The organism is Flavitalea antarctica (assembly GCF_054461535.1).
In genome coordinates, this window is sequence record NZ_JBTLQG010000012.1 from 1 (window position 1) to 22,352 (window position 22,352).

General features: G+C 44.1%; 17 protein-coding genes. 5 read left to right on the plus strand and 12 right to left on the minus strand.

Annotation, left to right across the window (positions count from 1 at the left end; translation table 11 throughout):
- Window positions 1–291 precede the first annotated feature (291 nt).
- Window positions 292–1,071, plus strand: a complete 780-nt coding sequence (locus ACX0G7_RS12960) for a segregation and condensation protein A (protein WP_458923908.1) — start codon at window positions 292–294, stop codon at window positions 1,069–1,071.
- Window positions 1,072–1,280: 209 nt separating this feature from the next.
- On the opposite strand, the gene dxs is transcribed toward ACX0G7_RS12960, so the two are convergent.
- Window positions 1,281–3,209: a 1-deoxy-D-xylulose-5-phosphate synthase gene (gene dxs, locus ACX0G7_RS12965; RefSeq protein ID WP_458923909.1), complete on the minus strand. Its 1,929-nt coding sequence runs from the start codon at window positions 3,207–3,209 to the stop codon at window positions 1,281–1,283.
- Window positions 3,210–3,444: 235 nt separating this feature from the next.
- On the opposite strand from dxs, the gene ACX0G7_RS12970 reads away from it, so the two are divergent.
- From ACX0G7_RS12970 to ACX0G7_RS12980, 3 genes are all read left to right on the plus strand, one after another.
- Window positions 3,445–4,530, plus strand: coding sequence for a sensor histidine kinase (locus ACX0G7_RS12970; RefSeq protein ID WP_458923910.1), 1,086 nt, complete (start codon window positions 3,445–3,447; stop codon window positions 4,528–4,530).
- Window positions 4,508–5,245, plus strand: a complete 738-nt coding sequence (locus ACX0G7_RS12975; RefSeq protein WP_458923911.1) for a LytR/AlgR family response regulator transcription factor — start codon at window positions 4,508–4,510, stop codon at window positions 5,243–5,245. The genes ACX0G7_RS12970 and ACX0G7_RS12975 overlap by 23 nt, the downstream gene beginning before the upstream one ends.
- A gap of 198 nt (window positions 5,246–5,443) precedes the next feature.
- The gene (locus ACX0G7_RS12980; RefSeq protein WP_458923912.1) at window positions 5,444–6,724 is read left to right on the plus strand and encodes a M28 family peptidase; all 1,281 of its coding nucleotides are present in this window, start codon (window positions 5,444–5,446) and stop codon (window positions 6,722–6,724) included.
- 78 nt (window positions 6,725–6,802) lie between these two features.
- On the opposite strand, the gene argH is transcribed toward ACX0G7_RS12980, so the two are convergent.
- From argH to ACX0G7_RS13035, 11 genes are all read right to left on the minus strand, one after another.
- The gene (gene argH / locus ACX0G7_RS12985; protein ID WP_458923913.1) at window positions 6,803–8,104 is read right to left on the minus strand and encodes an argininosuccinate lyase; all 1,302 of its coding nucleotides are present in this window, start codon (window positions 8,102–8,104) and stop codon (window positions 6,803–6,805) included.
- Window positions 8,101–9,174, minus strand: coding sequence for a M20 family metallo-hydrolase (locus ACX0G7_RS12990; protein WP_458923914.1), 1,074 nt, complete (start codon window positions 9,172–9,174; stop codon window positions 8,101–8,103). Before ACX0G7_RS12990 ends, argH begins: the two co-directional genes overlap by 4 nt.
- Window positions 9,164–9,952, minus strand: coding sequence for an acetylglutamate kinase (argB, locus tag ACX0G7_RS12995; protein WP_458923915.1), 789 nt, complete (start codon window positions 9,950–9,952; stop codon window positions 9,164–9,166). Before argB ends, ACX0G7_RS12990 begins: the two co-directional genes overlap by 11 nt.
- Before the next feature lie 68 nt (window positions 9,953–10,020).
- Window positions 10,021–10,986, minus strand: coding sequence for a Rossmann-fold NAD(P)-binding domain-containing protein (locus ACX0G7_RS13000; protein ID WP_458923916.1), 966 nt, complete (start codon window positions 10,984–10,986; stop codon window positions 10,021–10,023).
- Window positions 10,986–12,149: an aspartate aminotransferase family protein gene (locus ACX0G7_RS13005; RefSeq protein ID WP_458923917.1), complete on the minus strand. Its 1,164-nt coding sequence runs from the start codon at window positions 12,147–12,149 to the stop codon at window positions 10,986–10,988. The genes ACX0G7_RS13000 and ACX0G7_RS13005 overlap by 1 nt, the downstream gene beginning before the upstream one ends.
- Before the next feature lie 33 nt (window positions 12,150–12,182).
- Window positions 12,183–13,184, minus strand: coding sequence for an N-acetyl-gamma-glutamyl-phosphate reductase (gene argC, locus ACX0G7_RS13010; RefSeq protein WP_458923918.1), 1,002 nt, complete (start codon window positions 13,182–13,184; stop codon window positions 12,183–12,185).
- Entirely contained in the window at window positions 13,177–14,376 is a 1,200-nt protein-coding gene (locus tag ACX0G7_RS13015; RefSeq protein ID WP_458923919.1) for an argininosuccinate synthase, read from the minus strand. The genes argC and ACX0G7_RS13015 overlap by 8 nt, the downstream gene beginning before the upstream one ends.
- 126 nt (window positions 14,377–14,502) lie before the next feature.
- Entirely contained in the window at window positions 14,503–15,219 is a 717-nt protein-coding gene (locus ACX0G7_RS13020; protein ID WP_458923920.1) for a GNAT family N-acetyltransferase, read from the minus strand.
- Between the two features lie 379 nt (window positions 15,220–15,598).
- Entirely contained in the window at window positions 15,599–16,495 is an 897-nt protein-coding gene (locus tag ACX0G7_RS13025) for an alpha/beta fold hydrolase (RefSeq protein ID WP_458923921.1), read from the minus strand.
- Between the two features lie 183 nt (window positions 16,496–16,678).
- On the minus strand, window positions 16,679–17,446 hold the full coding sequence (locus ACX0G7_RS13030) for a phosphoglycerol geranylgeranyltransferase (RefSeq protein WP_458923922.1): 768 nt from the start codon (window positions 17,444–17,446) through the stop codon (window positions 16,679–16,681).
- Between the two features lie 97 nt (window positions 17,447–17,543).
- Window positions 17,544–18,278: a DUF2490 domain-containing protein gene (locus ACX0G7_RS13035; RefSeq protein WP_458923923.1), complete on the minus strand. Its 735-nt coding sequence runs from the start codon at window positions 18,276–18,278 to the stop codon at window positions 17,544–17,546.
- Window positions 18,279–18,644: 366 nt separating this feature from the next.
- Here ACX0G7_RS13035 and ACX0G7_RS13040 point away from each other — a divergent pair, with 366 nt between their 5' ends.
- Window positions 18,645–22,040: a vitamin B12-dependent ribonucleotide reductase gene (locus ACX0G7_RS13040; RefSeq protein ID WP_458923924.1), complete on the plus strand. Its 3,396-nt coding sequence runs from the start codon at window positions 18,645–18,647 to the stop codon at window positions 22,038–22,040.
- Window positions 22,041–22,352: the final 312 nt, after the last annotated feature.

The window sequence follows — 22,352 nt, forward strand, 5'->3', positions numbered from 1 at the left end:
GTATTCTGGACCAATCTCATCGTTATGAAAGTCAACAAAATTCTGAATGTCACTTATAACTTCGACCTGATTTATGATGATGACGTGCGTCAGTTTGGGGATAAAAAGACTTCTGCAGCTATCCAGTTAAGGTCACTCCTTGCTGTCGGACTTTCTGTAAGTTTTTAATAAAAGCCGCTGGCGGAGGAAAATTTATTCCACAATCACCCGTTGAAATTGTTAGTTAAGTGTTTTTTATCCTGATCAGAATTGGTGTAGGTTTGTCCTGAACGCTTACTAAATATCTCTGAATTGAATCAGTCATCATACCAGATTGTATTACCCCAGTTTGAGGGTCCTTTCGATCTCCTGTTGTTTTTTATAGAGCGGGATGAGCTGGATATATACAATATCCCGATCACAAAGATCATTAAAGACTTCCTGGATTACATACATACACAGGAAAAGCTCAACATTGAACTGTCGAGTGAATTCATCCTTTTTGTGTCTACATTGATGCGTATAAAAGCAAAGCTTTTGTTACCCCGCAAGGAAATTGATCCGCAAGGAAATGAAATCGACCCCCGGCAGGAACTGATTGACAAGATCATGGAATACAAGCGTTTCAAGGAAGCCTCTGCGAAGATGGCCGAGATGGAAGCCATGCGTATGCTGATGGTCAGGAGGGGCAATACCCAGGCGGAGCTTGCTCTTATAGGCGAAGAGAGCGGGGAAGGGACTGAAATCCAGGCGATAACCTTATTTAAGCTGATGAAAACCTTCGAGAAGGTGATCAAACGGCTGGAGCAGCAGAAACTGAAACCTGTCCATACGGTTGTTAACTACAACTATACGATGGAGGGCAGCCGGCAGCACATGCTGGAAACTGTCAAGAGAGAAAAAGTGATGTCTTTTGATAAGATCTTCGAACCATGCCAGGACAGGATTCATGCGATTTTCCTGTTTCTTTCGATGCTGGAACTGGTCCAGGGAAAATACATGACTATCATAACCGGGGAGGGCCGGAATAATTTCATTGTAGAATTTAATGAGAACCGCGAAGAAGACGTGGTAATTATCAATCCAAATTAATCATCTGCAGATCCAGGTAATCACTTATAAGCCTTGATACATTTATAAGCGTTGATCCATTTATAGTCCCGGCAGATCATCTACAATCCAGTCAGATTATCTACAATCCCGGCAGATCATCACCAATCCAAATGGATCATCTATAATCTACCTGGATGTAACCTACCTGGATGATTTTTAAACCAAACTGGTGATTGCAGGACAATTGCTTATTGGAATAGCTCAATCTTTACTGAATCTTTCATCATTTCGCGTATCGTGTTTGCGATACCGGCAGCATCAAACCCGCATTCAGCATGTAATTGCTTAAGTGTGCCGTGTTCCACAAGCCGGTCGGGGATGCCCAGAATCTTTAGATCAGCCTTATAGTTATGTTGGGCCATAAATTCCAGGATCGCTGAACCAAAGCCACCAACTACAGTTCCATCTTCAACAGTAACAACCTTATTGAAGTTGGAGAACACCTCATGCAACATCTTCTCATCCAGCGGTTTTACAAAACGCATATCGAAATGGGCGGGGGTCAGGCCATCCGTTCTAAGCTCCCTGAGTGCAGAGGCTACGAAATTGCCAGGATGACCAATCGAAAGTACCGCCACCCCTGATCCATCCTTTAACTTTCTTCCGGTTCCGACCGCGATCTCTTCAAAAGGCGTTTTCCATTCCGGCATTACACCCTCGCCCCTCGGATAACGGATAACAAAAGGATAGTTATTCGAAGGTAACTGGGCCGTATACATCAGGTTACGCAATTCACTTTCGTTCATAGGCGCGCTGATGACCATATTTGGAATTGACCTCAGGTATGCGATATCATATGCTCCATGATGTGTAGGTCCGTCTTCCCCGACAAGCCCTGCCCGATCAAGGCAGAAAATCACGGGCAGCTGTTGGATGGCCACATCGTGCACGACCTGGTCAAACGCCCTTTGCATAAATGACGAATAGATATTGCAGAATACACGAAGTCCCTGTGTAGCCATGCCGGCACTCACCGTAACTGCATGTTGCTCACATATGCCAACATCAAATGCACGGTCAGGCATCTTATCCATCATAAATTTAAGGGACGAGCCTGACGGCATAGCTGGTGTTATTCCGAAAATTTTGTCGTTTTTTTCGGCCAATTCAATAATTGTGTGACCGAAAACATCCTGGTACTTCGGCGGCTGTGGAATGTCAAACTTCTTTTTAAAGATTTCACCGGTGATCTTATCAAAAAGACCCGGGGCGTGCCATATTGTTTGTTCCTTTTCGGCCAGGGCATAACCCTTTCCTTTTACGGTAACGACATGTAGTAGCTTGGGGCCGGGAATATCCTTGAGATCTTTGAGTGTGTCAACGAGGTTGGTGATATTATGACCGTCTATCGGTCCGAAATACCGGATCTGTAGTGCCTCGAAAAGATTGCTGCTTTTATTGATAAAGCCCTTGATCGACTGTTCCAGTTTACTGGCCATGCCACGGCTGAAGTTGCCGCCTACCGGCAGTTTCCCCAGCGCCTTCCAGATATCATCTTTAAATTTATTGTAGGTAGGAGAAGTGGTAATGTCTGTCAGATATTCTTTGAGCGCGCCGACGTTCTGATCAATGCTCATGCAATTATCGTTCAGGATAATCAGCAGATCAGTATCAGCTACACCAGCGTGGTTCATTCCTTCAAAGGCAAGACCCGCGGTCATGGCTCCGTCGCCAATCACGGCAACTGCCTTGCGGCTCTCTCCTTTATATTTCGCAGCGATGGCCATGCCGAGTGCAGCGCTGATGGACGTAGAAGAATGCCCGACGCCAAAAGTGTCATATTCTGATTCCGACCTCTTGGGGAAGCCGCTCAGTCCATTGTATTTCCGGTTTGTATAGAAGTTGTCTCTCCGCCCGGTAAGGATCTTGTGTCCGTAAGCCTGGTGACCTACGTCCCAGACAAGCTGATCAGTGGGGGTATCAAGGATGTAATGAAGTGCAACTGTAAGTTCAACCACCCCGAGGCTGGCTCCGAAATGACCACCATGAACACTAACCACATCAATGATATACTGCCTTAATTCGTCACAAAGCTGGATGAGCTGTTCTTTGCTGAGTTTTCGAAGGTCCGCCGGTGAATTCACCGTTTGAAGTAAAGGCCCGGGGTTGATGTTCATTCTTTGATTTTATGAGGCAAAAATACTGTTTTTATACCTTTTGACACAAAAGCTATATCTTAGGATTACAACCGAAAATGGTTGTAGTTCGCAGTAGAACGTTGATTTTTAAGAAAATAGTATATTTTGAGGCTGCGACGCTGATCATACTCCCGAAACCTGACAGTCACTTTATGCCACATATAACAATTAAGCCGGGTGCTCCCGGCGTAAACCCTAGTTTTGTAGGATACATATGAGTATTCTCAAGAAAATATCCAATTATTGGCTATGCCAGATACTGGGTTGGGCTGGCCTTGCGGGTCTGTCAGCCCTATTGTATGTCTTCATCTTCAAGGAGGAAATCAATTTAGAACGGATTCAGAAGATACTCGTTATGATCGGGGGTGGAATACTCAGTACCCATTTCCTGCGGGAATACATCAAACGCAAAAAATGGATGTTGCTTCCCAATGAACAGATCTTTTCGAGGTTGGTTTTTGCTATCCTCATAACCTGCGTTATCAATAGTTTGCTGGTTATGGCGGGTATAGAAATGTTCAACCTGACCAGCGAAAACAGGCTTGATATCACCACCCGTTTTATTGCAAACATACTTAGCAGCGGATTCCTCGTTATACCATGGGTACTAATCTATTATTTCTATCATTATATTGAAACCAACAGGCGCCAGCAACTCGATACGCTAAAGCTGGAGGCCCTTGTAAAAGAGCTGGAACTCAAAACCATCAAATCTCATATCAATCCGCATTTCATATTCAACGCCTTGAATAGTATCAGGGCACTGATCGATGAAAACCCCGGCCGGGCACGTAATGCAATCACCGAACTCAGTAATATCCTGCGCAGTTCCATGCAGGCCGAAAAACTGGAAACAGTCCCTTTCGAAAAGGAGTTGAATATTGTTAAGGACTATCTCGCGCTCGAGCATATCAGGTTTGAGGACCGGTTACAAATAGAATACGAGATTGATGAGGATACACTTGATCAGCCCATCCCCCCGATGATGTTGCAAACGCTGGTCGAAAATGCCATCAAACACGGAATTGGCAAACAGATAAATGGCGGAATCGTTAAAGTAATCTCTGAGTTTCGCGATGACTTCCATGAACTGATCATTCAGAATACTGGCCATCTTAACGGCTACGGTAGTGCGGGCGACGGATTCGGTCTCTCCAGTACAAAAAACAGGCTTCATCTTTTGTTTGGGGAAAAAGCTAATTTTGCTATCCGCCAGGTAAATGCGGAACTGGTGGAAGTTCGAGTATTGATTCCCGTTGCCAAAAATAGTTACAGGTATGATCAGAGCTATAATAATTGATGACGAAAGATTAGCCAGAAACGAATTAAGAAAATTATTACTTGACTTCCCGGAAATAGAAGTCGTTGCCGAGGCAGCTAATGCCGGTGAAGGTATCGAGCGTATAGAAAATATGAATCCGGAACTCATTTTCCTTGACATCCAGATGCCGGGAAAAACCGGGTTTGATATGCTATCTGAACTGCATCGTATACCCAACGTTATTTTCACAACAGCTTACGATGAATATGCCCTGAAAGCTTTTGAGGTTAATGCACTGGATTACCTGCTGAAACCGGTGGAACCAAAACGGCTTGCCGATGCAATCCAGAAGCTGCATATGCAGGACGAAAAGGACAATGGTTCGATGCAAATCAACCCGAACGTGAATCGTTCGATTCTTAGTGAAAATGACCAGGTATTTGTGAAGGATGGTGAGCGTTGCTGGTTTGTGAAACTCTCGGAAATTCGGTTATTCGAAAGCGTTGGTAACTATGCGAAGGTTTATTTTGGTCCAAACAAACCACTGATACTAAAATCACTGAATTCACTTGAAGAGAGGCTTGACGAAAAAACCTTTTTCAGGGCCAACCGGAAACACATTATCAACCTTCGTTTGATAGAGAAGATCGAACCTTATTTCAACGGGGGTCTGCTCCTTGAATTAAAAGGCGGAGAAAAAATTGAAGTCAGTCGCCGCCAGACCGTTAAGTTTAAAGAGATGATGAGTTTATAGTTTCGTATATAAGCGGCTACCCGTACCTGTAACTTGAATCATTGCCGCTGAATGTAGCATCAGTATTCTTATTCCTTACTCAACCAGGATGTGACAATCATGGGACAATGACCATGATCACTTATCTTATCGATCAGTCGTTGAATGAACATTTTCACCTGGCTAAACCCTTAACATCAAAACATTTCAATAAACATCATGAGAAAAAGTATTCTTATTATTATCAGCGTCCTCAGCCTGGGCTCCGAGATCGCCGCCCAGCAAATAGATAAAATAATAAACGCAAAAGCTGTTGAAGAGATTGAAAGGAAGTTGTCTTCCGATGAAATGCAGGGCAGGAGAACATTTGGTGCAGGCATAGATAAGGCTGCGATATATATTGCTGACGAGTTTCGCAAATCCGGCATACAACCCATAAAAGGTTCTTATTTGCAGGAGTTTACCGTACCACAGACAGACTTCATCATTTCAGGTTCGATAGACGGTTCTGCGGTTGATGGAAATAAGGTCGCATTCTTATCAGCCCGCGAAACGTATACCCTTACAAACGATTCAACTGTTGAGAAAATAACCATAAAAGCCACTGATACCCCCCAGGTAGTATTGCGCAGATTACAACAGTCGGCTGGAAATTTTCTTGTGATGGTGGATACCGCACATGCGCAGATCTTCAACAGCATCCGACAGGCGAGGCGTATTAATCCCGCTATGAAATCGAACCTCGTATTTCTTTCCGGTTCCACGGTTCCATCGACATTTGCTTTGACGCTTAATAAGAAGACCGAACAGATGCCCCTGAAAAATGTTGTGGGCATGATACCTGGCAAAACAAAACCAGAAGAGTTTGTCATTTTTTCAGCGCATTACGATCATCTTGGTGTAACCAAACCAGATGCGAACGGTGACTCAATCTATAACGGTGCAAATGATGATGCGGCGGGAACCACAGCCGTCATCATGCTTGCAAACTATTTTGCAAAGAAAAAAGACAATGCACGGACAATCATATTCGTTGCATTTACGGCGGAAGAAGTGGGTGGATTCGGTTCAAGACATTTTTCGGGGCAATTCGATTCCTCCAAGGTGGTGGCTATGTTTAATATTGAAATGATTGGAACTGAAAGCAAATGGGGTAAAAACTCTGCCTTTATCACCGGGTATGAAAAAACGGACCTTGGAAAGATTCTTGAAAAGAACCTTGCCGGAACTGCGTTCAAATTTTATCCCGATCCATATCCCGCACAGCAACTATTCTATCGTTCAGATAATGCAACCCTCGCGCGCCAGGGTGTAGCGGCACATACTATCTCTACTTCCAAGATGGATTCCGAAAAATTCTATCACACACTGGATGATGAGATAGAAACACTGGATATGAAAAACATGGCCGAAATCATAAAGGCTATAGCTATCAGCTCTACAAGTATCGTTGCAGGCAAGGACACGCCAACAAGGGTTAACACATCGGAGTTGAGATAGAGGCTAAGGAGTTATGAGTGATGAGTGATGAGTGATGAGTTATATGTTATTGAGTTATGAGCTATGATCGTGGTTTGTTTAGTTAAATTTTTGCACAGCTTTTTCCATCTGTAGCCTGATCTTGTCATTTGAAAGATTCCCGATACTCCCTTCATGGGTATGATGCAGTTGTTGCCTGTAATCATATTGAAAGTTTCCGCTGTCAATCTGGTTGCCTATTTCTTTGTAGGCATCGCGGAATGAGATGCCTTTATTCACCAGTTCATTTACTGCTTCAACACTGAACAGGTAGCGATACTTTTCATCGTCCAGGATATGATCCCTGACGGTGATGTTTGATAACATCAACTGTATAATTTCCAGGCATGATTTAAGTTCTTCTATTGCAGGAAACAGAATTTCTTTTGTCAGCTGCATATCACGATGATATCCTGAAGGCAGGTTATTGATCAATAGGGTAAGCTCATTTGGGGTGGATTGGATACGATTGCATTTCGCCCTGATCAATTCAAAAACGTCGGGGTTTTTTTTGTGCGGCATAATGCTGCTGCCGGTAGTGAGCTCAGGCGGGAATGAGATAAATCCGAAGTTCTGGTTAATATAGAGACAGGCATCCATTGATAATTTGCTGAGTGTAGCAGCTACTGAAGAAATACCGGTTGCAACTATTTTTTCGGTTTTTCCACGGCTCATCTGCGCATACACTGAATTATAGTTCATCGCCCCGAAGTTGAGCAGTTGAGTCGTCATTGTTCTGTTCAACGGGAAAGATGAGCCATAGCCCGCACCGCTCCCCAGTGGATTTTTATTTGCGACTGAATACGCAGCTGCAAGCATTTCCATATCGTCTGCCAGGCTCTCGGCATAGGCGCCAAACCAAAGTCCAAAAGAAGAAGGCATGGCGATCTGCAGGTGAGTATACCCGGGCAATAATTTGTCCTTTAAATTTTCACTTTGTTCTATCAATAGATTGAATAATGAGGTAGTTGCGTCTTTGATCTTGAGAAGCTCTGCCCTTAAATATAATTTGATCGCAACAGCAACCTGGTCGTTCCGGCTCCTTCCGCTATGGATCTGTTTGCCTGCTTCGCCGATATTTTTGGTCAGCAAAAACTCGATCTGGGAATGCACATCTTCCACTCCATCTTCAATTACAAAACCCCCGGCCCTTATGTTTGTTAAAATTTCTTCAAGCCCGGTGACAGCTGTGTCTGCATCTTCTTTTTTCATGAGGCCAACCTCGCCAAGCATTTTGACATGAGCGATGGAACCAAGCGCGTCGTGTTCAGCAAGCAGGATGTCAAACTCTTTATCCCGGCCTACTGTGAACTTTTCGATTAGTTCAGATGTGCTTGTTTTTTCTTTGCTCCATAATTTCATATCAGCTCATTTAAAAATTGAATGTAGAGTTCGATGCCACTATTGATTTCTTCGATAAATATATATTCATCTGCTGTGTGACTGCGTGCTGAATCGCCGGGACCCATTTTGAGGGTGTTGAATGGCATTAGTGCTTTGTCGGAAGTTGTTGGTGAGCCGTAGTAGTTGCGCCCTAATTTTATCCCCGCTTTCACGATCGGATGATCAAGCGATATATATGACGAACGCATTCTCAGGCTGCGGGGTGTTACTGTACAACTGGTATGTGATTTAATAATGTCCAGCACTTCTTCAAAACTATACAGCTCATTAACTCTTACATCTACTACGAAATGACAACTGGAAGGCACCACATTGTGAGCCTTGTTTTCAGTTTCAATAACGGTCACGCTCATCTTCACCGGGCCCAGGAGATCGGAGTTTTTCGGAAAGCGGTAGGTGCTGAACCACTGCATGTCTTTGAGCGTTTTGTAGATCGCATTTTCACCTTCTTCGCGCGCAGCATGGCCTGCTTTACCTTCAGCATAGACATCCAGTACCAGCAATCCCTTTTCAGCGATCGCCATATGCATCTGCGTGGGTTCACCAACTATACCGAAGCTGATCGGACCCAGGTCCTTTATCAGCAGTTCAATTCCATTGAATCCGCTTATCTCTTCTTCAGCGCTGGCAGCAAGCACCAGATTGAAAGGCAGGTCATCACGATGATAATAATACAGAAACGTAGCTATAAGAGAAACAAGGCAGCCGCCGGCATCGTTCGAGCCGAGGCCAAAAAGTTTTCCCTCTTTTACAACCGGTGTAAATGGATCCAGTGTATAGGCCTTGTTTGGTTTTACGGTGTCATGATGCGAATTAAGCAAAACAGAAGGTTTTGCTTTATCATAATGTTTGTTGAAGGCGTAAACATTATTTTGATTCCGGTAATGAATCACTTCACGTTCGCCCAGAAAACGACATAGAATTCCTGCAGTCTGATCTTCCTCTTTGCTGAATGACGGAGTGGAAATAAGCTCTTTCAGCAAGCTTACTGCATCAGCCTGTAATATGTCAATCCGGTCATGCGGCATCCGTAATGGTTGTACCGGCAGAGCCGGTTATTAGTTCGGCAAGTTGCTCTCCCTTACCAATAATTACCTTGCTCACTCCACTCCTGATTGCTTCAAAAGCATTGTCAAGCTTGGGAATCATTCCTGCAAAGATGACCTGTTTTTCTTTCAGCGATGCATAGGTTGCAGGATCTATCTTTTTTATTACTGTGGTATCGTCATTTGCATCACCGAGGACCCCGGCTTTTTCAAACGAATAGATCAGGTGTACTTCATATTTTCTACTCAATCCACGGGCCAATTCCTGGGCGATAGTATCGGCGTTTGTATTTAACAGTTGTCCTTTATTATCATGAGTGATAGGCGCAAATACAAGGTCAAGTCCCTGTTCAAGCAGGCCCGAGATCATTGGAGCATTTATGCTGTCAACATCTCCTGCAAAACCATAGTCGAGTGAAGCGTGTTGTCTCTTATGGGCAGTAATAGCATTGCCATCAGCACCAGTGATGCCTATAGCATTGGATCCTTTTGATTGCAACTGGGCCACGATATTTTTGTTGATCAGCCCCGCATAAACCATTGTCACTATCCTGAGTGTTGCTGCATCAGTAATCCGGCGGCCATCAACTAATTGTTGTGGCACGTTCAGATCCTGTGCCAGCCTGGTCGCGACCTTTCCTCCGCCATGCACAAGTATCTTTTTGCCAGCTACACCGGCAAACAAATCCAGGAACGCTGATAAGGCAACCTCGTCGTCAACGATATTTCCACCAATTTTTATTACAAATAACTTCTCCATGAATTTTTATTGCATTTACTACAATCCGCCTCCATGTCTATCACACATCTTTTATGCTGCCAACCTGTTTACTTTTCCTTAAGTATTTCACTGATCACTGCCTGGGCTGCCCAAACCCTGTTCGAAGCCTCTAGTGTTACTATACTGTTTGGTCCGTCGAGGATTTCGTCACTCAATTCAACATTGCGGCGCACCGGCAGGCAATGCATCACTTTGGCATTATTGGTCAGTTCAAGTTTCTCATTGGTGAGCATCCACCCGGGGTCATTGCAATAGATCCTGCCATAGTCGGTATAGGTGCTCCAGTTTTTAACATAAACAAAGTCTGCATCCTTTAGCGCTTCGTCCTGGTCATTTGTTATGGTTGCACCTTTGGTAAACTTTTCATCAAGTTCATAATCTTCCGGATGAGCAATAACAAAATCTGCCTGGCCCCAGGCATTCACCCACTGGGCGAAACTGTTTGCCACACATTGCGGCAGCGCCTTTACATGCGGAGCCCAGGTCATCACAATCTTAGGCTTTCGGTCCTGACCCGTCCAGTTCCGCATAGATTCCCGGATGGTAATGATATCGGTAAGACTCTGCAATGGATGCAGGGTAGCACTTTCAAGGCTTATTACCGGGATCCCTGCATACTTAGTAAACTGGTTAATGTATAATTCACTGTAATCTTCTTCCCTGTTTTTCAATCCCGGAAATGTCCTGATGGCCAGGATATCAAAATATTTTCCCATGATGGGGGCCGCATCCTTTACATGCTCTACCTTATTTCCGCTCATGATGGCTTCTTCTTCAAATTCCAGTGCCCAGCCATCTTTATCAACGTTAAACACAATAGATTCCATGCCAAGATTCTGAGCAGCAACCTGGGTGCTTAAACGCGTACGCATACTTGGATTAAGAAAAAGGCAACCGATCCGTTTGTTTGTTCCCAGGGAGATATCGCTAAATGGATCTGCTTTATACATCAGGGCTTTTGCAACAAGCCCGTCAATATTTGAAACATCATTAACAGAGATGAAATTTTTCATTAATTATATGCTTGTTGAGTTGATGGAGCGAGGGCTTCAATTTCGGTCCGGATCGCTTCAAGAAAAATATCAGCATCCGCTTTGGTAAGGGCGAGTGAAGGTAGAAGCCGGATTACATTAGGCTTTGCCTCACCGGTAAATATATGATGTTTGAAAAGCAGGTTCTTTTTCAGATCCTTCAGGCTCTCGGGTACATCGAATCCGATCATCAACCCTCTTCCCCTGATATTCTGTAAGAATGGAACCTCTTTCAATCCGTCCATGAGGTATGCACCCACGCTTACCGCATTCTCCATCAGATTTTCAGATTCTATCACTTCCAGTACTGCAAGAGCGGCAGCACAGGCCAGATGATTGCCGCCGAATGTAGTTCCCAGCATCAGTGGAACCGGTTTTATGTGAGGGGCTATTATAATGCCGGCTACGGGAAACCCATTGCCCATACCCTTTGCCATTGAATAGATATCTGCGCTAACTCCGCTGAAATCCTGTGAAAAGAATTTCCCGCTTCTCCCATAACCACATTGCACACTATCAGCTATAAATACTGAATTGTATTTATCACAGTTCCGGCGGATACTTTGTAAGAAAGTATCGCTGGCTACGTTAATACCGCCAACACCCTGGATTCCTTCAATGATCACCGCACAGATCTGATCACCCTGCGCCCTGAAGATTGCGTCCAGCGATGATTCATCGTTAAAAGGCAAAAATATCACGTTCTCATTCTGATTCACAGGGGCAACGATCTTTGGATTGTCGGTAACGCTTACAGCCAGTGATGTACGACCATGGAATGCTTTTCTGAATGCAACAATTTTTTTCCGGTTGTTATAGAATGAAGCAAGCTTCAATGCATTCTCATTTGCTTCAGCCCCGGAGTTGCAAAGAAATAGCTGGTAGTCTTCTTTGCCTGAAACTTTGCCGAGTTTTGACGCAAGTTCCTCCTGCAATGGAATATGTATCGAGTTGGAATAAAAGCCAACCTGGCTCAACTGGCCGGTCAGCCTTTCAACATAATGCGGATGTGTATGGCCTATAGAGATCACTGCATGACCACCATAAAGATCAAGGTATTGTGTACCCTTATCGTCCCATACATTTGAACCCCTGGCTTTTGTTATCGTGATATCGTTAATAGGATAAACGTCGAATAGTTTCATAAATCAAAATTAAAAGGTTGAAAGCTGTTTTACTTAAAAATAGGTTGCCTTTAATCGCAACCCTGTGGTTTCATCGATACCAAACATAAGGTTCATGTTTTGCACCGCCTGGCCACTGGCGCCCTTCAACAGGTTATCTATGATCGAGTGAACCACCAACTTATCACCTACTTTTTCAACCTGGATAAAACATTTATTCGTGTTCACAACCTGCTTTAGATGTATTGGTTCCTTGCTCATGATGGTGAATGGATGATCACTATAAAATGATTGATACAACTCATCTAACTCATCCTGTGAAAGTCCGCATTTTAGTTGTGAGCTGATAAATATTCCACGGGTGAAATCTCCCCGCCAGGGAACAAAACTGATGTCGATCTCCGCTTTATCATTTAGCTGAGTAAGCGACTGGCCGATCTCCTTAAGATGCTGATGGGTTAGTGTTTTGTATGCCTGGATATTATTCGCCCGCCAGGAGAAATGAGAAGTTGAACTCAGACCCTGGCCTGCTCCCGTCGAGCCGGTGATCCCGGTTGTATAAACATCTTTCAACAAACCCGCTTTAGCCAAAGGTAAAAGGCCAAGTTGCAATGCAGTAGCGAAACAGCCGGGGTTAGCAATATTGAATGCGCGCCTGATCTCCTCTTTATTTAATTCCGGAAGACCATAGATAAATTTCCGTTCATTATTGTCGCCCGAAGAACCTGTAACACTTATTGCGCTGTTATCTTTCAGCCTGAAGTCCTGTGAGAGATCAATGATCCTGACATGCTTCCCGACTGCGTTCTTCTCAAGAAACTTTTTTGCGTCTCCGTGTCCTACACAAAGGAAAAGCACTTCAATATCATCATTTAGTTTGTCAGAAAAGATCAACGATGTTTCACCTGCAAGATCACTATGCACACTGGCAATGGTGTTGCCTGCATTACTGGTACTGTGTACAAAAAGAATATTTGCTTCGGGATGATTTATGAGCAGTCTCAGCAATTCCCCGCCTGTATAGCCTGCACCTCCGACTATGCCAACTTTAATCATTCTCTGTAGTATTGACTTTGTGATAAATTGCTGCCTGGTTGCCGAAGATCCTCGCAAAACCCTTTACATCATCGCCCGTAAATCCTTTGTTCATCTCCCCATAGCTTCCAAACTTATTACTCATCAGGTCGTGTGGGGATTCTATACCGGTAACGGTGAACCGATACGGCTGAACAGTGACAAACACTTTGCCGCTTACAGTTTCCTGGGTGTCAGCAAGGAACTTTTCTATATTCCGCATCGTCGGGTCAAGCATCTGTCCTTCATGTAACCAGTTGCCGTACCAGGTGCTTAGTTGTTCCTTCCAGTACAGCTGGTGTTTTGTCAACGTATGTTTTTCAAGGAGGTGATGCGCCTTGATAATGATCAGGGGTGCGGCTGCCTCAAATCCAACCCGGCCTTTTATACCTATGATTGTATCACCGACATGAATATCTCTGCCGACACCATAAGGCTGGGCAATTGATTGCAGGTACTGAATGGCTTCAACGGGATGAGCGTATGTTTTTCCATCCACTCCCTTTAGTTCACCTTTTTCAAAAACCAGCTCTATGTTCCGGGCACCGGATTCAGTGACCTGTGTGGGCCAGGCTTCTTCCGGCAGATATTCCCTGCTTGTTAAGGTTTCTTTGCCACCCACCGATGTACCCCACAAACCTTTGTTGATACTGTATTGTGCTTTATGAAAATTCATATCGACACCATGCTCCCTGAGGAAAGTAATTTCTGCCTCACGGCTCAGCTGCATATCCCGGATAGGAGTAAGAATTTCAACACCAGGTAACATGCTCTGGAATACCATATCAAATCTTACCTGGTCATTACCGGCACCTGTGCTGCCGTGGGCAACATAAGATGCGTCGGTTGCCAGCACATGTTTTGCAACAGCAATTGCCTGCACCATCCTTTCTGCGCTTACACTTAGGGGATACGTCGCATTTTTCAAAACATTTCCATAAACCAGGTACCGGATACAGGAATCATAATAATCTTTCGTAACATCTACACAGGTGAAAGAGGCTACACCAAGTTCTTTAGCGCGTTTTTCAATACTGCTGATCTCATCGGCACTGAAGCCGCCGGTATTCACTGTGAGAGCATGTACTTCAAGATTTTTGATTTTGCGCAGATAGATAGCACAGTATGTAGTATCTAACCCGCCGCTGTAAGCCAATACAACTTTATTACCCATGGAACATGATTGATTTAAAATAATGAACAAAGATCTGCTAAAGCATTAAACGATAGCAAAAGTACGATTCAGATTACGCTGAACAGCTAACGACCTGAAAAAATCAGGTGTTCTGTAGGTCAACGGTTAAAAATGGAAAAAGAAATGAAGCAGTGACTTTGATTTGTCTGCCTTCTTGCTGTCCTTATCCCTTCGGAGTAAAGGCTTAAGCAATTTCCACTGTTTTATACGCATGAAGCGTTCGTATAGGGAAGAATGTTTCTTGAAATCCTGGATAGTCTCTTCAGGTTCATAATGATCTTTAGGATCATACAGCATTGCCGTGCACATACAGTTCTTGCGATCCTTACTCATGAGGATCTCATAATTGACACAGCTTTTACAACCGGCCCAGAAAGCCTCATCCTGCGTAAGCTCGGAATAGGTGACGGGTTCATAACCGAGCTCTGAATTAATTTTCATCACAGCCAGCCCGGTTGTAAGCCCGAAAATTTTGGAATCGGGATAAGTCTTGCGGCTTAACTCGAATATTTTCTTTTTGATCTTTTTTGCCAATCCACTTTTGCGGAATGCAGGAGCAACGATAAGGCCCGAATTGGCTACATATTCGCCATGACTCCAGGTTTCGATATAACAAAACCCTGCCCATACGCCGTCAGCATTGAAAGCTATTACTGCTTTGCCTTCCCTCATTTTTGCCTGGATATATTCAGGGCTTCTTTTGGCTATGCCGGTTCCACGAGCCTGTGCAGACGACGCCATTTCGTCACAGATGATTTGCCCGAATCCGGTGTGAGATTCGTTAGCTATAAGGATTTGAAATTGTTCCTGTTGAGTGTCCATTTTACTAAAAATAAACGCGAGTTGAATAATGCCGGCAATAGCCGTACCACGATAAATGGTTTTTTCCCGTTTTGACGGGATTCATAGTTCCGATTTAACAGGGGACACTATGGGTGCTGGAGTGTATCAACGTCGTACCCAAAAGGGGATAGGCTGGAAAGGAAAAACTGTACAGAGGTGTACAGGAAAAACCCCACGCAGTAACTCAGCAATATTTGCTGAATCCGCATTTGATATGTAAAGGTTTTTTATCATTACCTGAGAATAAACGCTACCGAATTAATTTTTACTATGCAAAGAAAATAAAATTTTCAGGTTTTTACCTGTTTTTGTCGAATTTATTTGTCTCTGTGGTGTAAAATATATGTTAAGACTCCAATTACTGGAAGTTAGAAGTCTCCGTTTTGCGGTTTGACTTGAATATCCGGAGCTTTGCAAAACGCCTTGCTTTCAAAACGATCGATCTCACAACATCGGGATTTTGAGATCTTATCATGTGACCCGAAGCAGGAAGGAACACAAATTCAGCGGGCTTGCCCAGCAAGGCTTTTTTAGCAAAGTCGATGTTCGATGGGTACACTATATTGTCCTCCCCGCCCTGGACCATAGTGACCGGGATCGAAAGCTTACTCCATTCCGGCAAGAGCTTCCTTAGCTCTTCAGCATGGGCAAATTTTTCGTCCGTGGCATTGTTTACAAACCTGGGCATCATTGCCCTTACAAGCCCACCTCGGATGAAGAGATGAAACCACCAGTACTTTTCCGCTTCGGGGTCTATGGCAGGGGCGAGCATAACTAACTGGTGGAACCTGTCAGGATACATGATTGCAATCTTGGCGGCAATCGGTCCCCCGAACGAAGATCCCATCACAACACCGGTCTTTGAAGATTTATTCAGTTTCAATGCCTCATGAATAGCAACGGCCTGTGTTTCAATTGATGTAACAGCGCCACGTTTTCCTTTAAATCTGGATTTGTTATAGCCAGGACGATCCACAGCTATAATATGATATTGCTTTTGAACGATAGTATCATCAAGCAGGTTGCGGCTGCCGTACCATGCACCGGGTGCACCATGCACCAGCAGCAAAGGAGGAAGCGTATCTGAACCGGTAGTTGCGCAAAACAAACTGACCGAATCATTTTTTATTGTGAAATAAGTGGGCTTAACAGATTTGTTTTTGTAATGATTATTGATTTCCTTATCAGTCATTACAAATCCACTGAAACAACCACTACACAATACCGTTATACAAACAAGTACCACTAACCGCATGCAGATGTTTTTAATCGGTAACTGTATTTTCAATCATGGGCATTAATATCTCTATCAAAAATCGTCTCCCTAAAATAATGCATCCGGTTATTTAATAACGTCTATAATCGCCATGTAATTGTGGAATCATGGGGAGTGGGTAGAAATGAATCAGAATGGACGGGAAGCGCTGGTGCGTTGTTGTTAAAGATTTTCAAATCTTACATGCGGGGAACTATGGATAGCTGCACTCATTTCCTTTATGAGTGAGGCGTCTTTCTCAATGGCATTGCCTATTACAATTACATCGGCGCCTGCCCGGCAATTCAGGTAAGCTTTTTCAGGATCATTTATACCTCCACCTACAACAAGCGGTACCTCAATGACACCGGAGACTTTTGCAATCATGCTTTCTGTTATCGGACGCCGTGCACCACTGCCTGCATCCATGTAGATGAGTTTCATGCCTAACATCTCACCGGCCATGGCAGTGCACATGGCAATCTCGTTTTTATCTGCGGGAATGGGAATCGTATTGCTTATGTAAGATACAGTGGTCGGTGCCCCGCCATCTATAACCATATAGCCGGTTGACATCAGCTCAAGCCCGCTCTGCCTTACAAAAGGGGCGGAGATTACGTGCTGACCGATAAGCAGCTCCGGGTTCCTCCCGGAAATGACCGAAAGGTAGAGCAATGCATCAGCATAAGAAGAAATCTGGCTTGGACTGCCCGGGAAAAGGATGGTGGGAATGTCACAACTGTTTTTGACCTGTTTCACAACCTCATCCAGCTGATTGCTGATCACCAGGCTTCCGCCGATGAACAAATAATCAACCTTTGCTTCCATTGAAAGCATCACCAATTCTTCAATCAGGCTTTCATCAACCTTATCAGGGTCAATAAGTACAGCGAAAGACTTTTGTCCCTTAGATTTTTTATCCAGTAAAGATTGATAAATGCCTTGCTTCATTCACTTTCAGTTGGTGCTATTGCAAAAATGCGAAAACTTTTCGAAAGGTTCTTAAGTTTTGCCCTTCTGCATCATATACGTAATCGATTGAAATATACTATAATCGAAGATAAGTAGCAAGTTGAAGGATATGAGCCCTGCTTATATTATCATTTGATCCGGATACATATTGATTCATATAACCGGCCTCCAGATCGAATTTTGGATTTAGCCTGTAACCCAGCGCCAGGTAGAAGCGGTTTTGATCAAAGAACTTGCCGTTCACCGGGGATTTATCGCCGATATTTACAAACACTTCATTCTGTATAGCCCCAAATGGTCCTTTAACGAATGGTTTCGAACCTTTAAAAGAGATGATGGCCCTGTTGAAGTACCTGAACCTGTTGGCGAAGCTGTTTCCGCGGGTTTCGAGTTCACCGTTCTCTATCTCAGTCGTTGAGATGAACCTTTGTTCAAGCCTGAAACGATGTTGGATGGGTACAAAACCTGCATTATGATTTACTATTAATTGCTGCCAGATCCTGTGTTCAGGTACATAACCGGCGACCCCCGACATCACGCGCCGCGAGTGTATATATCCATATCCGGCCGTTGCGATCATGTTTTTCCTGAAATGCCAGTTGAGTCCCGGGCGAAAAATAAATGTATTCAAATGTTCCAGCTGATCGGTGCTGCGGGCCTGTACATCAAGGTGAACACTGAATTGCCTGCCGAACCGGAACATGTTATTGGCTGCCACCCAACCATTGAAGGTTGTCTGCGAGATGCAGGCGTTTCCGAGCAACAGGGCTCCGGCGAATAAAAAAATGCGATTAATCCTTAACCTGGTCATAAATCCTTCTATTGCCCGCGAAAATAATTGATAAAAGGATAACATTAAATTAATGTATCTGTTATCAGATTGGTCAGAAGCTATTGGTCCGGACCAGGATGGTGCAGGCAGATTAAGTATTTTTTACCTTTTTGGCAGGTATGTTTACTAAGTGGTTTTTCGCGATTTTGAGGCTATGAGAAAATCCAGTCAAAAGCGCCCCGGACGGTAATTCAAACCCATGGCTGCATACCTTATTTTGAAAATCCTTTATCCACAGTCTGTGCATATTTACAACACGGAATTCTGATGCCAGAAAGATATTTTCGTTCACCCTCCCTGATAAACCAAATAATCCGAATATTCATCATCTAAATAAATTTTAGTATGGCTAACAAGAAGCAATCTGAACCAGGCTTGCAATTCAGCCGCCGCTTTACAATCGAGGGCACGAACGTGTTTGATCAGTTTGAGTATGACTATCGTACATCGGTTATCAGGAATCCAAGCGGAGAAGTTGTGTTTGAAATGACAAATGTTGAGGTCCCAAAATCATGGAGCCAGATTGCAACAGATATTCTTGCGCAAAAATATTTCAGGAAGGCAGGAGTGCCCCAGGCTGATGGAGTTTTAGGCAGGGAAACTTCCGCCAAACAGGTTGCTCATCGGATGGCAAATTGCTGGAAGGTGTGGGGTGAGCGTTACAACTATTTCAGAAGTGCAGGTGATGCTCAGATCTTTTATGAAGAACTGGTTTATTGTATACTCAACCAGGCTTGCGTTCCGAATAGCCCGCAGTGGTTTAATACCGGCCTGCATGAAAGTTACGGGATCAAAGGTAAGCCGCAGGGGCACTATTATGTTGATCAACTGGATGGACAGTTAAAAAAGTCGACCTCTGCCTATGAACGCCCGCAGCCTCATGCATGTTTTATTTTATCAGTGGATGATGACCTCGTAAATGAGGGTGGTATTATGGACCTTTGGGTCCGCGAAGCCAGGATCTTCAAATATGGATCTGGTGTAGGTACGAATTATTCCAACATCCGGGGTGAGAATGAAAAACTGAGTGGTGGCGGAACATCCAGCGGATTGATGAGTTTTTTGAAGATCGGCGACCGTGCGGCAGGTGCTATCAAAAGTGGTGGTACAACAAGGCGCGCAGCAAAAATGGTTTGTCTTGATCTGGACCATCCGGAAATCCTTGAATTTATCAACTGGAAGGTAGAAGAAGAAAAGAAAGTAGCGGCACTTATTAACGCAGGTTATTCGAGCGATTATGAGGGCGATGCATATAAAACTGTTTCAGGGCAGAACTCGAACAATTCGGTAAGGATCCCAAATGAGTTTTTTGAGAAACTCGAAAAAAATGAAGATTGGGAGTTGAAGGCAAGGAGTGATGGCCGAATAATGAAGAAAGTTCCGGCAAAAGAAGTGTGGAACAAAATTTCCTATGCTGCATGGCGTTGTGCAGATCCTGGCACCCAATATAATACAACAATAAACGAGTGGCATACCTGTCCTGAAGGTGGTGAGATCCGTGCTTCAAACCCATGCAGTGAATACATGTTCCTCGATAATACGGCCTGTAACCTCGCCTCTGTAAACCTCAGAAGATTTTATGATCAGGCGACAAACAATTTCGATGTCGATGGTTTCGCTTATACCTGCCGGTTATGGACCACTGTTCTCGAAATTTCAGTGCTGATGGCCCAATTCCCTTCCAAAGAAGTAGCCCAGTTAAGCTATGATTACCGCACACTCGGACTTGGATACGCCAATCTTGGTTCGATGCTGATGGTAATGGGAATTGCATATGATAGTGAAGAAGCAAGAGGAATTGCCGGGGCGATCTCAGCTATTATGACTGGCATCTCCTATAAGACGTCTGCGGAACTGGCCTCGATCCTCGGACCTTTCCCGGGTTATGAAGCCAATAAAGAGCATATGATGCGTGTAATGCGCAATCACAGGCTGGCCGCTTATGACGCAGACGAATATGAAAACCTAAGCGTAAAACCCCAGGGCATCAAGGCAAAATACTGTCCGGACTATCTGCTTAAGGCCGCGACCAAAGCCTGGGATGAAGCGGTTCAACTTGGTGAAAAGCATGGCTACCGGAACGCACAAACTACCGTTATCGCCCCAACCGGTACTATAGGCCTTGTAATGGATTGTGATACAACAGGAGTAGAACCGGATTTTGCGCTTGTGAAATTCAAAAAGCTTTCAGGTGGTGGCTATTTTAAGATCATCAACCAATCGGTGCCATCCGCGCTCAAAAACCTTGGTTATACTGACAAAGAATCAGATGCCATTATTAAATATGCGGTGGGTACCGGAACTTTCCAGGGAGCCCCTTACATAAATCATCAGACGCTGAGTGAAAAAGGCTTTATTGCCGAAGAAATCAAGAAGCTTGATTCTGCAGTTAATACGGCGTTTGAAATCGGATTTGTGTTCAACGTTTATAACCTGGGTGAGGAATGTCTGCAACGTCTCGGGTTCAAACCTGAACAATATTTCAACTTCGAGTGGAGCCTTCTTGATGCACTCGGTTTTACTGAAGAGCAAATGGAAGCCGCCAATGATTATGTATGCGGCACCATGACCGTTGAAGGTGCACCTTATCTGAAGGATGAACATCTTACTGTATTTGATTGTGCTAACAAATGCGGTAAAAAAGGTGAGCGATTTATACATGCGCATGGTCATATCCGTATGATGGCCGCAGCTCAACCTTTTATCAGCGGTGCAATATCTAAAACGATAAACCTGCCTAATGAAGCTAACGTAGAGGAGATTGCCGATTCATATATGTTGAGCTGGCAGCTCGGTCTCAAAGCGTGTGCGCTTTACCGTGATGGATCAAAGTTGTCCCAGCCGCTTAGCAATAAATCAGACAAAAAGAAAAAGACCGAAGAGGTCACTGCTGAAGAGAACCTGCCGGCTGAGAGCAACATTGTGGACATGAGTAAGCTGTCTGTAAGTGAACTGCTTGAAGAAGTGACAAAAAGAGTGCAATCATCCCCGGATACAAAACTGAAGCGTGAATTGGCAAGGATCGTCGAAAGAAGAACGCTTCCGGCAAAACGACGCGGCTTTACACAAAAAGCGAAGATCAATGGCCAGGCCATATTCCTTCGGACGGGAGAATATAATGATGGAACCGTGGGAGAGATCTTTATTGATATGGCGAAGGAAGGAGCCACAATGAGAAGCATGCTTAATTGTTTTGCTATTTCAATCTCTATTGGCCTGCAATATGGTGTACCGATGGAAGAGTTTGTTGAGAAGTTTGTCTTTACGCGGTTTGAGCCTTCGGGAATGGTAGATCACCCAAACATCAAAAGCACAACTTCTATCGTGGACTTTATTTTCAGGGCCCTGGCTTATGAGTATCTCGGCAGAACTGACCTGGTCCATGTGCTTGACAAACCGGAGATTGGTAATACAGGTGATGAAGACTGGGATGAGAACCAACCATCGGCAATCAACCACCCCGGGGGCGAGGGAGATAAAAAAACACCGCCCCTGAGCGATGTGCGGATCTTGAAATCTATGTTACCGGCTGCGGGTGAGAACAAACCAAAAGCTCCTGTGGCAAGACCTTCAGTGAATGCCTCTAAGATGGATGGTTCCGGGAGCATGAGCGCTGTAAATGCAGCAGCAAGGAGTATGCAAAGCGATGCCCCGGCATGTAATACCTGCGGACATATTACAATAAGAAGCGGTACGTGCTATAAATGTCTCAACTGCGGCAATAGCATGGGCTGCAGCTGATCAGAGAAAATATTCAACGTATAACTTGGACGGTTATGGTTATTAGTAAAGTCCGCTTATATTTATGGGCGGACTTTTTTTTTGGCTTGTTTCTACTGCTATATACAATTTCATGTTCGACGGGCCGTTTAATTCGTCATGTCAAAATAATGGATATGTCTGAAATTAAAGTTATATATCACTAGTTTTCTGTCAGTATAAATACGGTGCGAAATGTAAATCTGCGCATCGTGTCAGGAAGTGTACGATATTTTCAAAATTGGCATACTTTTCTCAACAAAGATTATCCGGACTTTTTAACATCCCTGGAAA